The organism is Collimonas sp. OK242, assembly GCF_900107095.1.
Lineage (GTDB): Bacteria > Pseudomonadota > Gammaproteobacteria > Burkholderiales > Burkholderiaceae_D > Collimonas.
In genome coordinates this window covers 1,475-16,377 of sequence record NZ_FNOR01000033.1, presented here as the reverse complement: position 1 = coordinate 16,377, position 14,903 = coordinate 1,475, and the positions used below count along the sequence as shown (strand labels likewise).

The window sequence follows — 14,903 nt, the reverse complement described above, 5'->3', positions numbered from 1 at the left end:
CAGTTGCCGTTCTAGCTCTTTGATTCGTTGCTCAGGGGTTAACGGCTTGGCCGGTTCATTTGTCATGGTCATTCTCCGCTTAGTTCGGCCCCTCGGACTCGTCCAGTCCTGTAAGCCGTGTTTGCGACACCATACCAAAACTGTCGACCGACCCTGGATTCCATACCGCTTTTGCGCTTCTTTGTACGTTATCTCGCCTTTTTCTACTTGCTCGACAACGCTCAATTTAAAAGCCAGGCTGTAATCCCGTTGACTACGCTTAGTCCCTTGCTCCATCTGACACTTCCTTTCTTCATCGGAAAAGTGTCAACTTATTTCAGGACGGGTCACTCATAAGAAAAAAGCCAATCCTTGCGGATTGGCTTTTTTTTACCTCGCAAGCGATACGTCCTGATCAAATTTTATCCGACCAGGCCGGCCGCGATATTGATCGACAAGCCCAGGATGGCCGAATTGAACAGGAACATCAGTATCGACTGCATCAGGACTATCTTGCGCATTGGCCGCGTCATGATGCTCACATCGGAAGTCTGCACCGCAACCGCCATGGTGAAAGAAAAATAAAGGAAATCCCAGTAATCGGGATTCGTTTCATCGTCAGGAAAGCGCAGCGGCAGTTTATCGATGCTGCAGGCGTAGAACAGGCGCGCATAGTGCAAGGCAAAGATGGTGCCGACCATGAACCACGAACCCAGCACGGTCATCCCGGTAAACAGATAGCGGATTTCTTTCGGCCCCGGCAAGAAGGCCTTGGCCTGCGTCAATCCCAGCACCACCGCGCCGATGCTGGAAACTGCTGCGATGCAAATGATGACCAGGATCATGGTATCGTTTTCATCTTCGATGGCGGCACGTCTTTTCACCTGTTTCGACGTGGCCCTGGCCATCATCCACCAAAGCATCGCCAGGTAAATCCAGACGCCGGCGTTCCAGGCTATCAGCAACTGCGTCAGGCGCGAGCCTTGCGGCAGAATCGCCCAGACCGCAAGGCCGATCAGCAACGCAATCACCAGGCGCGGGTGTGTATGGAAAACCAGGCGGCGTATATTCATGTTTGTCCTCAGCTGAATCCGATAATGAGATGCGGCGAGGCGGCAATCGCGCTGCCACGCCAATTTTTTATCGATAGCATAGGGTAACTGGGGACTTTCGTGTATTTTCGTTTGATACGACACAAGCTGCGAACCACCCAGGTCAGGTTAGCATCGCTCAAACGGATAAAGCGCCCTTGCAGGCGCTTTATCCGTTTTCAGAACATCTGCAGCAAAGGCTGCATTGATAGAGCAGTACCGGCTATCTGCTACTTCTCAGCCGCATGCAGTTTGCCGCCCGCTACGCCGGTAGTTGCCTCGCCATGCTTGCGCCGGAATTTACGTCCGGCCCAAATCAGGAAGTCATCGACATACGTAAATACGACAGGTATCACCAGCAGGCTCAGGAATGTCGACGTCACCAAGCCGCCGATCACGGCAATCGCCATCGGCCCGCGGAAGCTGGAGTCGGCTCCCAGCCCCAGGGCAATCGGCAACATGCCGGCGCCCATGGCGATGGTAGTCATGACGATCGGCTGGGCCCGCTTGTGGCAAGCATCCATCAAGGCGTCGAAGCGGCTCAGCCCGTGATCGCGCCTGGCCACGATGGCGTATTCAACCAGCAGAATCGAATTCTTGACCGCAATACCCATCAACATCAGCAAACCGATAAGCGATGGCATGGAGAACGAATTACGCGTGATCAACAGCGCTGCAAATGCACCGCCGATGGATAAAGGCAATGCCGCGAGAATCGTCACCGGCTGCAAGAATCCTTTGAACAACAGCACCAGCACCATATAGACGCACAAGACGCCGGTCAGCATGGCCAGGGCGAAACCGGAGAACAACTCCTTCATGATTTCCGCATCGCCCAACTCGCCGCGCTTGACGTTAGGCGGCAGGTTTTTCAGGTTCGGCAACTCGTTGATCTTGTCCATCACTTCGCCCAGTTCATGGCCGTTCAGCTCGACATGGATGATCACGCGGCGGTTACGGTCGATGCGGTCGATACGCGCCGGTCCGCTGTCAAAACGAATGTCGGCGACGGAGCTGAGCGGCACGTTGCCGTTTTTCCCCTGCACCGACAGACGTTCCAGCACGCTCATGTCGTGCCGCGCAGCTTCCGGCAAGCGCACGCGAATCGGCACCTGGCGTTCCGGCAGATTCAGCTTGGCTACCGATTGATCGTAGTCGCCCGAGGTTGCAATGCGCAAGGTATCGCCAATCGCCGAAGCGGTGACGCCAAGGTCGGCGGCTTTGGCAAAATCAGGGGTGACGATGATTTCAGGACGCACCAGGCTGATGCTGGAAGTCACGTTGCCGAGATCCGGGATGCCGCGGATTTCACGCTCTAGCGCTTGCGTCACCGCACTGAGTGCTTGCGGATCGTCGCCGGACAACAATAGCTGCAGTTCCTCGCCATTGCCGCCGGCGCCGACGGTAAACCGCAAACCGGGTAACTGCATCAGCAGCTTGCGCAGTTCCATGTCGACCTCGCTCTGCTTCTTCTTGCGCTCAGGCTTATCCTTGAGCAGTACGGTCAGGGTGGCGCGCCGTGCATCGTCGCCGCCAATCGCGCTGTACACCTGGGACACATCCTTATTGGTCATCAACAAGCTGCGTGCGTGTTCCGCGCTGGCGCGCGTGTCCGCCAGGATGCTGCCAGGCGGCAGTTCCAGCGTGACTTGGGTCTGTCCTCTGTCGCTAGCCGGGATGAAGCCGGTCGGCAGGAAAGGAATCATCGCCAGGGATGCCGCAAAAAATACCGCAGCCATGATCGTGGTCTTGACCCGGTGATGCATGCACCAGGATGCAACCGCCAGATACTTGGTCATCAGTCGGCTTTCCTTTTTTTCATGCACGATGGGCTTTAACAAATACGCCGCCATCATCGGTGTCAGCAAGCGCGCCACCACCAGCGAAGTCGTCACTGCAATTGCTGCAGTCCAGCCGAATTGCTTGAAAAATTTGCCGACGATGCCGCTCATGAATGCAGTGGGCAAAAACACTGCAACCAGCGTAAACGTGGTCGCCACCACTGCCAGGCCGATTTCATCTGCAGCTTCCATCGCCGCCTGATACGGTGTTTTTCCCATGCGCAGGTGGCGCACGATGTTCTCGATTTCAACAATCGCGTCGTCGACCAGAATCCCGATCACCAGCGCCAGCGACAACAAGGTTACGCCGTTGAGGGTAAAACCGAGGTAATTCATCACCATGAAGGTCGGAATGATGGACAGCGGCAGCGCAGCAGCGGCAACCAGCGTCGCACGCCAGTCGCGCAGGAAGAACCAGACCACCAGTACCGCCAGGATCGCCCCCTCATACAACAGCGACATGGAGCCATCGTAGTTTTCCTGGACCGCGTCGACGTTATTGAAAGCTTCCTCGATCTTGACGTGCGACGCCTTCTCGTTCAGCGTGGCGACCGCTTTCTTGACCGCCTTGGCTACCGTGATTTCACTGGCGCCCTTGCTGCGCGTGATTTCAAACCCAACCACCGGTTTGCCGTCGAGCAGCGTAATCGCCGTGCGCTCACCGACGCCATCGGTCACCTTCGCAACCTGGTCCAGGTGGATAATGTGACCGTCCGGCAGCGCCATCTGCAAGGCGGCGATCTCGGCCACATTACCGACAGTGCCGATGGTGCGCACCGATTGCCGCGCACCGCTGATATCGGCCTTGCCGCCCGGCGCCTCCTGTTGCACACGCTGCAGCTGGCGCGAAATCTGCGCCGCCGATACATTCAACGCTGCCATGCGTTCCGGATCAAGTTCAACCAGCACCTCCCGGCTGACCCCGCCGACCCTGGCGATTTTCCCCACGCCTTGAACCGACAACAAGGCTTTGGAAACGTCGTTATCGACAAACCAGGACAGGGCTTCTTCATCCAGTTGATCGGATTTAACGGTGTAGGTAATAATCGGTTGGCCTGAAGTGCTGGCCTTGCCATAGACCGGATCGCGGACGTCGGAGGGCATATCGCTACGCACGCGATTGACCGCATCGCGCACATCATTCATCGCTTCCGCGCCATCTTTTTCCAGGCGAAATTCGATCTGGGTATTCACTACGCCATCGCTGATAGTGGTGTAGATATGGCGGATATCGGTGACGGTAGCCACCGAGTTTTCAATCTTGCGCGCGACTTCCGTTTCCAGCTGCGACGGCGACGCGCCCGGCAAGCTGGTCGTCACTGAAACGAAAGGGAATTCGATGTCCGGATCATTCTGCACAATCATGCTTTTGAAACTCATCAATCCCATGATAGTGAGCAGGATGAACAGCAAGATGGCGGGAACCGGGTGCTTGATCGAGAGAGAGGAAAAATTCATGGCGGATCCTCGCTTACTTCAATGCCAGCGATGCGCCGCTGGCAGTAGCCGGTTTGGTGGTTGGCTTGGTCTCTGCCGGACTCGCCACACGCACCGTGTCGCCGTCTGCCAGGAATCCCGCGCCCTTTTCTATCAGGATCATCGCCGGCGTGATGCCATCGGCGCCGCTGGCCACTTCAATCCGTTCGCCGACACGGCGCCCCAGCGTCACCTTGGTTTGTATGACCTTATCGTCCTTACCCAATTGGTAGACATAACTGAAGCCATCGCGCATCACCACCGAGCTTTGCGGCAAGGTGAGTGCTTCTGCATGGCCCAGCAAGAACTGGCCGGTGCCGAACATGCCGGCGTGCGCGTTGCCCGGCACCGGCAGATCGACATACACCAGCGCGTTGCGGGTAAGCGGATCTACCGTAGGGGCAATCATGCGCACCTTGCCATCCACCATAACGCCGTTGGTCACGCGTAATTTCACGGCCTGCCCGACCTTGATCTGCAGCAGATCGGTGGCGTTAACTTCGGCGCGCCACTCAAGACGATTCTGGCGAATCAGCTTGAATAGTTCTTGTCCTTGGGACGCCACCGCGCCAACCGTTGCGGTGCGTGAAGAAATCACGCCGTCGTCGGGCGCAGTCACTTGGGTTTGGCGCAACCGGATCTGCTGCATTTCCAGGCTCGCCTGCGCCGACAACAACCGTGCTTTGGCACTGCGCTCAGCCACCTCATATTGGGTGGTTTGCTGGCCGCTCAGGGCGCCGCTGTTGACCAGGGTGCGCGCCCGTTCGGCATTCGCATCGGCCTCTGACAAAGCGGCGCGCGCTTCTTCCACCGCGGCTGTTTGCTGCGCCACTTGGGCTGCCACGCTTTCATTGGTAAACCGGGCCAGGACCTGGCCGCGCTTGACGATGTCGCCGACGTTGACCCGCACTTCCGCCAGCAACAAGCCGCCAAGCTCGCTGCCGACCACGGCTTCTTGCCAGGCGGCGATGCTGCCGTTGGCAGACAGGGACAATGGCCAGTCGACAGTCTGCGCTTTGGTGGTGGTGACGGTGAGCGACGCCTTCGGCTTGGCGGGCTCTTTGTCGACGGATTTGGCGTGGTTGCCGGTAATGGCCCAGAACGCGCCGCTACCGATGACAACAATGACCGCGATGATTGCTGCTTGCTTGAAAGATGGCTTTTTCATGACAGTATTCTTTACTTGTATTGTTAAGAACGATCGGTGTTTGGCGCAGTAGCAGGCTGGGCTGGTATTGCCGCCTGCTCTTTGTCGTTGCGCCAGCCGCCGCCCAGGGCTTTGTATAGTGCGATCCAGGCGGTTACGTGTTCGCGTTGTACGCTGATCTGAGTTTGCTGTGCTGCCAGGAAAGTACGGCGTGCGTCTTCCAGTTCAAACAGGCTGCCGCTCCCGGCCTTGAATTTATCGTCGTTGGCGTGGTAGTAGCGTTCATATTCCTGCGCCGCCAGCGCCGCATCGTTTTCACGCCGCGCAGCCGCATCCAGCCGCACCAATGCCTCTTCGATTTCTCGCGCCGCAGTCCGTACTTGCAATTGATAGCCGGCATAAGCCTCGTCGTAGCGCGCCTGGGCCAGGTCGACTTCGGCCTTGCGGCGGCCGGCGTCAAACAAGGGCAGGTTGAGCGTAGGACCGAACGACCAGGTATTGGTATGTGCACTGTGGCCGTCAAAACGCAAGCCGCCGACACCGATGCTGCCCAGCAGTGAAATGCTCGGATAACGGTTCGCCTGGGCGACGTTGATCTCGGCGCCGGCTGCCGCCAGCTCCCGCTCAGCCGCCGCGATATCAGGTCGTTGCGACAGGGCTTGCGCCGGCACGCTGTCGACTGCAATGTCGCGCGGTTGCGGCAAGTGCTGGTTGAGTGCGAGCTTGGTGCGTAAAACCGGTTCAGGCATATCTGTCAGCGCCACCAGCGCCTTGATGTCCAGATCGCATTCGGCGCGCTGCACGATCAGCTTTTGCCGCGCATCGGCGGTCGAGCCGTTGATCAAGGCGCCGTCGGCGGGCGCAGTAAAGCCAGCCTTGACCTTGAGTGCGGTGAGCTGACCGGTTTGCTCACGCGACTTCAAATCTTGCGCCAGCATCTCTGTCGTCGCCACGCATGCCCGGTAATTGACCAGAGTGCTGCCGACTTCGGCCGCCAGCGACACCCGGGCGCCATACCAATCCGCATTGCGGGCGGATACGCGCGCATTGGCGGCATCGGCGGCTTTGCGTTTGCCGCCGAACAGGTCCAGCTCCCAACTGGCATCGAAGGTGGCGCTGTTGCTGGTGGAGATGAAGGCCGTGTCGCCGGTGCCGCCGGAGAGAGACCGGCTGCGCATGCTGCTGGCATTGGCCGCTAGCGAAGGATATAACGTGCTGCCGGAAGAAACCGCGCTAGCGCGCGCCTGGGCAATGCGCGCCAAGGCCTGCGCCAGGCTTGGATTGTTGGCCTCGCCAGTGGCAACCAGCTCGCTGACCAGCGGATCGTCGAATTGCGACCACCAGCGCGTCAGATCGCTGGTAGCGCCAGCTGCAGCCGGCGACTGCGGCGGAGTCGCCTGGAACTGTGACAGCACGGCTTGTGATGATGTGGCTGGCGCGGGTACCTGGTAGGTAGGCCCGACAACACAGCCGGCGATCACGGACAGCAGGGGTACGCTGCCGAGCATCTTGTATAAACGCATTTTTTCCCTTACTTAATTTTTTGAGGGCTCCCCATTTGGGGTTTTTAGTTGTTTTATGCTTTTTACGGAGGTGGTGCGTTGTCTCAGAATATTTGCTGCAACTCTCCAATTTACAGTGTGTGTCGACACTGTAAAGAGGAAAATTGCTACTGAGTATGTGATTGCGACAATCTGCAGAATCGTGGGGATCAATCGACTAAAACACGGGACGGAATGCAATCAAGCCGAGCCGCAGGAAGCATGCCTGAAAAATTATCAAAATGCCACCTTTAATTTTTATCGGATATCTTGCAAAATTTCTGCGCAGAAATAATAGCGCGCTTTGCCTCTGTTTAGTAACCCCCATACCACTTTCGCCCGACCCGATCGTGCATTCGACAGACGGCAAAGAAATCGATAATTCTCCGGCGAATCCGAATGCGGGCTTGAAAAATCGACAGAGCGTCCCTATACTTAGCACTCGTTAGGAGAGAGTGCTAACAATCTCCTCGACCTAGTCACTGTGCGGCGCATCTATATAGCAAAGCAGAGCGGTCAGTTCACTTTGCTGCGATGTTGCTGCAAATACAAATAACCTGTTGAACCTTAAGGAGTCACATATGAATCTTCGTCCTTTGCACGATCGCGTCATCGTCAAGCGTCTCGACCAAGAAACTAAAACTGCATCGGGTATCGTGCTGCCAGAAGCTGCTGCTGAAAAACCGGATCAAGGTGAAGTCCTGGCCGTCGGTAACGGCAAGATTCTGGACGACGGCAAAGTCCGTCCGCTGGCAGTCAAGGTTGGCGATCGCGTTTTGTTCGGCAAATACTCTGGCCAAACTGTCAAGATCGACGGCGAAGAACTGCTGGTTATGCGTGAAGAAGACCTGTTTGCCGTAGTTGAAGGCAAGTAATTCGACTGGTTCGGATCGCTTTCAATCGGCAGCCTCTACAAATTAACGGTTTTATTTGATCAGTTGGGGACAGAGTAATTCGTCGCACGGCGGCGACTCTTAAACTCTTTCCCGCAATGAGTCTTAATAGGAGAATCAAACATGGCAGCAAAGCAAGTAATTTTCGGCGATGATGCACGCGCCAAGATCGTCAACGGCGTCAACATTCTGGCTAACGCAGTTAAGGTAACTCTGGGTCCTAAGGGCCGTAATGTGGTTCTGGAGCGTAGCTTCGGCGCCCCGACCGTGACCAAGGACGGTGTTTCGGTCGCGAAAGAAATCGAACTGAAAGACAAGCTGGAAAACATGGGCGCGCAGCTCGTGAAAGAAGTCGCTTCCAAGACTTCCGACAACGCCGGCGACGGTACTACTACCGCTACCGTGCTGGCACAAGCCATCGTTCGCGAAGGCTTCAAGTACGTTGCCGCCGGTTTCAACCCGACTGACCTGAAGCGCGGTATCGACAAAGCTGTTGTCGCCATCGTTGCGGAAATCAAGACACTGTCGAAGCCAACTACAACCAGCAAGGAAATCGCTCAAGTTGGTTCGATTTCGGCTAACTCCGACGCCGACATCGGCGAAATCATTGCCAAGGCAATGGACAAAGTCGGCAAGGAAGGCGTGATCACCGTTGAAGACGGCAAGTCGCTGGAAAACGAACTGGACATCGTCGAAGGTATGCAATTCGACCGCGGCTACCTGTCGCCATACTTCATCAACAACCCGGAAAAGCAGGTTGTTGCCCTGGAAAATCCGTTCGTCCTGCTGTTCGACAAAAAAGTATCGAACATCCGTGACCTGCTGCCGATCCTGGAACAAGTCGCCAAGTCGGGCCGTCCTCTGCTGATCATCGCAGAAGATGTCGAAGGCGAAGCGCTGGCTACCCTGGTTGTGAACAACATCCGCGGCATCCTGAAGACGGCAGCTGTCAAGGCTCCTGGCTTTGGCGATCGTCGTAAAGCCATGCTGGAAGACATCGCTATCCTGACCGGCGGCCAGGTTATCGCTGAAGAAGTCGGCCTGACACTGGAAAAAGCCACTCTGGCTGAACTGGGCCAAGCCAAGCGTATCGAAATCAGCAAGGAAAACACCACCATCATCGACGGCGCCGGCGAAGCCATCACCATCGAAGCTCGCGTCAAGCAAATCCGTGCGCAAATCGAAGAAGCATCTTCGGATTACGACCGTGAAAAACTGCAAGAACGCGTCGCCAAGCTGGCCGGCGGCGTTGCGCTGATCAAAGTCGGTGCTGCTACCGAAGTTGAAATGAAAGAAAAGAAAGCACGCGTTGAAGATGCTCTGCACGCTACTCGCGCTGCGGTTGAAGAAGGCGTGGTTCCTGGCGGCGGCGTTGCATTCCTGCGCGCACGTGCCAATGTCAAGAACCTGAAAGGCGACAACGCCGACCAGGAAGCCGGCATCAAGATCGTGCTGCGCGCGATCGAAGAGCCACTGCGTCAAATCGTATTCAACGCTGGCGACGAGCCATCGGTTGTGGTTAATGCAGTCCTGGCAGGTAGCGGCAACTACGGTTACAACGCAGCCGACGGCACTTATGGCGACATGATTGCACTGGGCATCCTGGACCCAACCAAGGTTACCCGTTCGGCATTGCAAAACGCCGCTTCGGTTGCTTCCCTGATCCTGACTACCGAAGCGATGATCGCTGAAGTACCAGAAGACAAGTCGGCTGGCGGCATGCCAGGCGGCATGGGTGGTATGGGCGGCATGGGCGGTATGGACGGCATGATGTAATTGGCGTAGCCGAAGAAGTGGGGCCAGCTGTATTGGCCCGACTGAGCATCGGTTGTTAGCTTTGAAAAGGCCTGCGATAGTTTTCTATCGTGGGCTTTTTCTTTTGGGGAACGACTAAGCGTATCGACTGGGGGACTGAGTTTATAAGCCGCAGCGCGGCGAGCTACACTCCCCGTGCAACTCTGACCCCATTTAACTGCGTTTGCAGTGTTTGCATAGACATCATGGTAATAACGCCATAGCTAAATGTTCCTTCCCATGCTTAACAAACGCTTATAAAATAAGCACTTATAAAAATACATAACGGCGGCGAGATTGTTGATGTTTATGCAATCAGCTGCCTTTTTTTCATTCCGAGATGATAGAAATCAAAGCAGTCACCCAGCGCTTCAACGGCGCGCGCGGCCCGGTCGATGCGGTTCGCAACGTCAATCTGACGGTACGCAAGGGCGAGATCTTCGGCATCATCGGTCGCAGCGGCGCCGGCAAAAGCACGCTGGTGCGTTGCCTTAATCTGCTGAACCGCCCTACTTCCGGCAACATTGTCGTCGATGGCAAAGACCTGACCGCGCTGAACGCCGACCAGTTGCGCATCGCGCGGCGCGAAATCGGCATGATTTTCCAGCATTTCAATTTGCTGTCGTCGCGCACCGTGTATGACAATATCGCGCTGCCGCTGGAACTGGCGGGCTTGTCTGCAATCGATATCGAGAAAAAAGTCACGCCGCTGCTGGAACTGGTTGGCCTGACCGCGCTCAAGGATAGCTATCCGGCGCAAATCAGCGGCGGCCAGAAACAGCGTGTCGGCATCGCCCGGGCGCTGGCCAATGAGCCGAAAGTCTTGCTGTCCGACGAGGCCACTTCCGCGCTCGATCCGGAAACCACCCGCTCCATCCTGGAATTGCTGCGCAAGATCAATCGCGAGCTGGGCCTGACGATTGTCTTGATCACCCATCAGATGGAAGTCATCAAGATGATTTGCGACCGCATGGCGGTCATGGAAGCTGGCGCAGTGATTGAACACGGTGCAGTGCTCGATCTGTTCCGCTCGCCTAAACACGAAGTGACGCGGGCCTTGATTGGCGACGTGATTGCCCAGGAATTGCCGCAAGGCGTATTGCAGCGCCTGCGGGCGCGACTCGCGCAAAGCGATGCCGGCAGCGGCACCGATCACCTGTTCCGTTTTGCGTTTACCGGTTCGGGGGTTGACCAGCCCTTGTTGTCGGAAGCGGTCCGCAAATTCGATCTGGATTTCAATATCCTGCACGGCCAGATCGATGAAATACAAGGACAGGCATTTGGCTCCCTGGCGATTCTGGCCAACGGCAGCAGCGACAACATTAGCGCCGCCATGGCCTACTTAACCGAGCAAGGCGTCACTGTAGAGGAATTGAATCATGTCATCTGAAATGCTCGATCTGTTTTTGTCGTCATTCGGGGAAACCTTGATGATGGTGGGCATCTCCGGCATTCTCGGCGCCCTGCTCGGCGTGCCGTTGGGAATCGCCTTGCACCTGACCGGCCGCGACGGCGTCTTGCCGCATCCGCTATTCAACCGGATCGCCGGCTTGATCGTCAACGCCGTACGCTCCACACCGTTCATCATCCTGCTGGTAGCTGTGATCCCGTTCACGCGCTTTTTCGTCGGCACCTCGATCGGCACCGCGGCAGCCATCGTGCCGCTGACGATTGCCTCCGCCCCATTCATCGCGCGCCTGGTGGAAACCGCGTTGCGCGAAGTTGACCGCGGTTTGATCGAAGCAGCGCAAGCAATGGGCGCGACTACCTGGCAAATCGTCTACAAGGTGCTGGTGCCGGAAGCATTCGCCGGCATCGTTGCCGGCCTGACGATTACGTTCGTCAGCCTGGTGGGTTATTCTGCCATGGCTGGCGCCATCGGCGGCGGCGGCCTGGGCGACCTGGGGATACGCTACGGTTACCAGCGCTTCCTGCCGGAGGTGATGTTGCTGGTGGTAGTGATCTTGATCGTCTTCGTGCAGCTGGTCCAGACTCTGGGCGATATCCTGGTGCGCCGCCTCAGTCATCGCTGATTTTTTTTAATCCTGTGCAATCACGTTGCACAGGATCGTCATGATTTTTGAAAGGAAGAAAATGAATCGTCGTCAATTAGTGCAATTCTTTGCTGGCTTTGGCCTCCTCGCCGGCCTCAGCGCCGCTCCTGTCAGCGCCACCTTCGCGCAGGACAAACCGATCAAGATCGGCGCCACCGGCGGTCCGCATGCGCAGATTCTGGAAGTCGTCAAAAAAGTCGCGGCCAAGGATGGCTTGAATATCCAGATCGTCGAATTCAGCGACTATGTGCAGCCCAACGCCGCCTTGGCGGCCGGCGACCTGGATGCCAACAGCTATCAGCATCTGCCGTATCTGGAAGCGCAAATCAAGGATCGCGGCTACAAACTGGTGAATGTCGGCTACACCATCACTTTCCCGATGGGCGTGTATTCGAAGAAAATCAAATCCCTCAAGGATCTGAAAAACGGCGCTCGCGTCGGGATCCCTAACGATCCGACTAACGGTGGCCGTGCATTGCTGTTGCTGCAGGCGCAAGGCGTATTGAAATTGAAAGCAGATGCCGGCTTGAAAGCAACGCCGCTGGATATCGCCGACAATCCTAAGAAACTGAAGATCGTCGAGATCGACGCCGCCCAATTGCCGCGCTCGCTGGATGATCTGGATGCGGCGGCAATCAACGGCAACTATGCAGAGTCCGCCGGCCTCGACCCGACCAAGGACGGCATCGCTATCGAATCCGCAAAAGGCCCTTATGCCAACGTCATCGCGGTTCGCAGCGCGGACCAGGACAAGCCTTGGGTAGCCAAGCTGATCAAGGCTTACCACAGCCCGGAAGTCAAACAGTATGTAGTAACTCAGTTCAAGAGTGCTGTGATCCCGGCCTGGTAATTTAGCAATACAGATGCTAAAGCCCGCATTGCACATGCAACGCGGGCTTTTTTTATTGCTGCTGGTCTGTTCAAGAAAAAACGCAAGGGCATTCTTTCGAAGCCCTTGCGTTTGCGTTTCACTTTGTCAGTCGCTCAAGAGCTGCGCTCCTAAGCGCTGAGCAAACCGCTTATTTCCATTTGAAGCCGTAACCGACGCTGAAGCCGGCGTTCTTACCGGTTGTGCTCACGCCGGCGCCCCAGGCACTATTGCCGGTCTTGCTGATAGCCTTGAACTGCAACGCCAATGCGCCATATCCCTGGTAAGAACCGATACCTACGCCGACCCCCTTTTCGCCCGCCTCCAGAGGCGGCATCACCGCTCCCGACAAGGCCATGCTCATGGCGATACCTGAGTAAGCGATGCGCCTGACATCGCCGATCTGGTTTTGCACATTGTTGAGCTGAGACACGTTGACCGCATCGGTAGGATTGATGCCGGCAGCGACATTGGTGATACGACGCTCATTGCCGGCAGAACCAACCGAGACCGTATTGGCCTGATCCGCCACCGAGTAGGCGCCCAGCGCCACCGAGCGGTTCGCGGTAGCCTGCGCCCCGGCGCCCATCGCCACCGCGTCATTGCCTGACGCCAGCGCGTTGTTACCGATCGCCACTGTCGGATCGCCTGTCGCCCGAGCGTTGTAACCGATCGCCACCGAACCAGCCTGCGAAGCCAAGGCTCGGAAGCCGACTGCCGTGGTGTTGACGTCAGTTGCCTGGGCGTTCGAACCGATCGCCGTAGCACCGTCCTTGGTCGCCAGCGCGCACAAGCCGGAGCCGGTGGCATCCACGCCATTGACAGTACTGCAAGTCGCCGCCACCACATTGTTGACCGCGGTACCTGCAGTGCCACGGGTCTGCACTGTGCCGTTACCGTTGGCGCCGCCAATCGTGGTGCCGCCCAAAGTCGCACCGGAGGCTGAGGCATTTTTGGATGCATCAACCAGGGACGTGAGCGATGTCGAGAGGGAGTTCGTGCCGTTGGCGATACCGTTCAAGCCGGTTGAGAGTGAAGTCACCTGGCTCAAGCCGGTTGACAGAGATAAAATCCCCGTCGACAGGGAGGCTATCCCGGTTGAGGCCGAAGTCGACAGCGAAGTCACATTGCCATTGGTGCTGGACAGGCCGGTCGACAGCGAACCGACGTTCGAGGCATTGCTCGAGAGCCCGGTCGACAGCGAGGTGATAGCGCTGTTTGCCGTGCTCAGACCACCCGAAGTCGAGGTCGACAACGAAGAGACGTTGTGGTTGGTCGATGACAAGCCGGTCGACAACGAATTGAGGCCGGCCGCGGTCGCAGTCGACAGCGAGTTCAGTTGGCTGACGTTGACCGCATCGGTGTTCTGCGTACCGGCTGCCACATTGATAATCCGCCGCTCGCCGCCTACCGAACCAACTGACACCACATTATTGAACCCGCCGTCGGTCGAACCTGCCCCCAGCACCACCGAATTCAGGCCAGTCGCGTTCGCGTTCGCACCGATCGCTACCGAGCGCGTACCTGCCGCTACCGTCGCGTCATCAGTACCGTTCGTTGTGCCGTCGGCCTTGAAGTAATTGGCTACGCCCGAGCTCTTCAGGGAGGAAGCACTGGTTGACAGCGAAGTCACGTTGCTGGTGATAGTGTTCAGGCCGGTCGACAGCGAACTGAGGTTGCTGTTCGTTGAGTTCAAACCAGTCGACAATGATGCGACATTGCTGGTGGTGGAGCTAAGGCCGGTTGACAGTGATATCACGTTGCTGTTAGTCGTGCTCAGGCCAGCTGACAAAGAACTGATACCACCGCTGGCTATACTCAGGCCAGTCGACAGCGAGGTCACATTGCTGTTCGTCGTGCTCAAGCCGGTTGACAGCGAAGTGATGCCCGTTGATGCGGAGCTCGACAGTGCCGCCACATTGCTATTCGTGGTGTTCAAGCCAGTCGACAACGATGACACATTGCTGTTGGTGGCGCTCAAGCCGGTCGACAACGAGGTGATGCCGGTCGATGCCGAGCTCGACAGCGTCGACACATTGCTGTTGGTGGTGTTCAAGCCGGTCGACAGCGACGATACGTTGTTGTTGGTGGTGACTAACCCAGTCGACAATGAGGTGATGCCCGTCGAGGCCGAGCTCGACAGTGTCGACACATTGCTGTTCGTCGTGTTCAGGCCCGTCGACAGCGAAGTGATGCCGGTCGATGCTGAGCTCGACAGC

General features: G+C 57.1%; 11 protein-coding genes and 1 pseudogene. 6 read left to right on the top strand and 6 right to left on the bottom strand.

The features are described from left to right. The 5 genes and pseudogenes from BLV81_RS22685 to BLV81_RS22665 form a co-directional block, all read right to left on the bottom strand. A pseudogene (locus tag BLV81_RS22685) lies at nt 1–276 on the bottom strand (IS3 family transposase); the annotation flags it as partial. Between the two features lie 125 nt (nt 277–401). Then, nucleotides 402–1,052 carry a DUF1345 domain-containing protein gene (locus tag BLV81_RS22680; RefSeq protein ID WP_092360172.1) on the bottom strand — a complete coding sequence of 217 codons (651 nt, stop codon included), beginning with the start codon at nt 1,050–1,052 and terminating at the stop codon, nt 402–404. A gap of 248 nt (nt 1,053–1,300) precedes the next feature. Then, nucleotides 1,301–4,369: an efflux RND transporter permease subunit gene (locus tag BLV81_RS22675; protein WP_092360171.1), complete on the bottom strand. Its 3,069-nt coding sequence runs from the start codon at nt 4,367–4,369 to the stop codon at nt 1,301–1,303. Nucleotides 4,370–4,382: 13 nt separating this feature from the next. Next, nucleotides 4,383–5,555: an efflux RND transporter periplasmic adaptor subunit gene (locus BLV81_RS22670; protein WP_092360170.1), complete on the bottom strand. Its 1,173-nt coding sequence runs from the start codon at nt 5,553–5,555 to the stop codon at nt 4,383–4,385. Between the two features lie 23 nt (nt 5,556–5,578). Next, nucleotides 5,579–7,057, bottom strand: a complete 1,479-nt coding sequence (locus BLV81_RS22665) for an efflux transporter outer membrane subunit (RefSeq protein WP_092360169.1) — start codon at nt 7,055–7,057, stop codon at nt 5,579–5,581. 599 nt (nt 7,058–7,656) lie between these two features. On the opposite strand from BLV81_RS22665, the gene groES reads away from it, so the two are divergent. From groES to BLV81_RS22640, 5 genes are all read left to right on the top strand, one after another. Beyond that, a complete protein-coding gene (groES, locus tag BLV81_RS22660; RefSeq protein WP_092360168.1) occupies nt 7,657–7,950 on the top strand; it encodes a co-chaperone GroES in 294 nt (97 codons plus the stop codon). Between the two features lie 141 nt (nt 7,951–8,091). Continuing rightward, the gene (gene groL, locus BLV81_RS22655) at nt 8,092–9,744 is read left to right on the top strand and encodes a chaperonin GroEL (RefSeq protein ID WP_092360167.1); all 1,653 of its coding nucleotides are present in this window, start codon (nt 8,092–8,094) and stop codon (nt 9,742–9,744) included. Nucleotides 9,745–10,102: 358 nt separating this feature from the next. Continuing rightward, on the top strand, nt 10,103–11,152 hold the full coding sequence (locus BLV81_RS22650; protein WP_092360166.1) for a methionine ABC transporter ATP-binding protein: 1,050 nt from the start codon (nt 10,103–10,105) through the stop codon (nt 11,150–11,152). After that, on the top strand, nt 11,142–11,795 hold the full coding sequence (locus BLV81_RS22645) for a methionine ABC transporter permease (protein ID WP_092360165.1): 654 nt from the start codon (nt 11,142–11,144) through the stop codon (nt 11,793–11,795). Before BLV81_RS22650 ends, BLV81_RS22645 begins: the two co-directional genes overlap by 11 nt. Nucleotides 11,796–11,856: 61 nt before the next feature. After that, nucleotides 11,857–12,666 carry a MetQ/NlpA family ABC transporter substrate-binding protein gene (locus BLV81_RS22640; RefSeq protein ID WP_092360173.1) on the top strand — a complete coding sequence of 270 codons (810 nt, stop codon included), beginning with the start codon at nt 11,857–11,859 and terminating at the stop codon, nt 12,664–12,666. Nucleotides 12,667–12,835: 169 nt separating this feature from the next. Here BLV81_RS22640 and BLV81_RS22635 read toward each other — a convergent pair whose 3' ends face one another. Further along, nucleotides 12,836–14,380 carry a YadA family autotransporter adhesin gene (locus BLV81_RS22635; RefSeq protein WP_255365430.1) on the bottom strand — a complete coding sequence of 515 codons (1,545 nt, stop codon included), beginning with the start codon at nt 14,378–14,380 and terminating at the stop codon, nt 12,836–12,838. On the opposite strand from BLV81_RS22635, the gene BLV81_RS24345 reads away from it, so the two are divergent. Further along, on the top strand, nt 14,361–14,903 hold a 543-nt coding region (locus BLV81_RS24345), incomplete at its 3' end, for a hypothetical protein (protein WP_255365429.1). The genes BLV81_RS22635 and BLV81_RS24345 overlap by 20 nt on opposite strands.

Excerpts from the sequence above, each read along its gene's own strand:
- groL (WP_092360167.1), top strand. The coding sequence starts at position 8,092 with ATGGCAGCAAAGCAAGTAATTTTCGGCGATGATGCACGCGCCAAGATC.
- BLV81_RS22645 (WP_092360165.1), top strand. The coding sequence starts at position 11,142 with ATGTCATCTGAAATGCTCGATCTGTTTTTGTCGTCATTCGGGGAAACC.
- BLV81_RS22680 (WP_092360172.1), bottom strand. The coding sequence starts at position 1,052 with ATGAATATACGCCGCCTGGTTTTCCATACACACCCGCGCCTGGTGATT.
- BLV81_RS22665 (WP_092360169.1), bottom strand. The coding sequence starts at position 7,057 with ATGCGTTTATACAAGATGCTCGGCAGCGTACCCCTGCTGTCCGTGATC.
- BLV81_RS22675 (WP_092360171.1), bottom strand. The coding sequence starts at position 4,369 with ATGAATTTTTCCTCTCTCTCGATCAAGCACCCGGTTCCCGCCATCTTG.
- groES (WP_092360168.1), top strand. The coding sequence starts at position 7,657 with ATGAATCTTCGTCCTTTGCACGATCGCGTCATCGTCAAGCGTCTCGAC.
- BLV81_RS22650 (WP_092360166.1), top strand. The coding sequence starts at position 10,103 with ATGATAGAAATCAAAGCAGTCACCCAGCGCTTCAACGGCGCGCGCGGC.
- BLV81_RS22640 (WP_092360173.1), top strand. The coding sequence starts at position 11,857 with ATGAATCGTCGTCAATTAGTGCAATTCTTTGCTGGCTTTGGCCTCCTC.
- BLV81_RS22670 (WP_092360170.1), bottom strand. The coding sequence starts at position 5,555 with ATGAAAAAGCCATCTTTCAAGCAAGCAGCAATCATCGCGGTCATTGTT.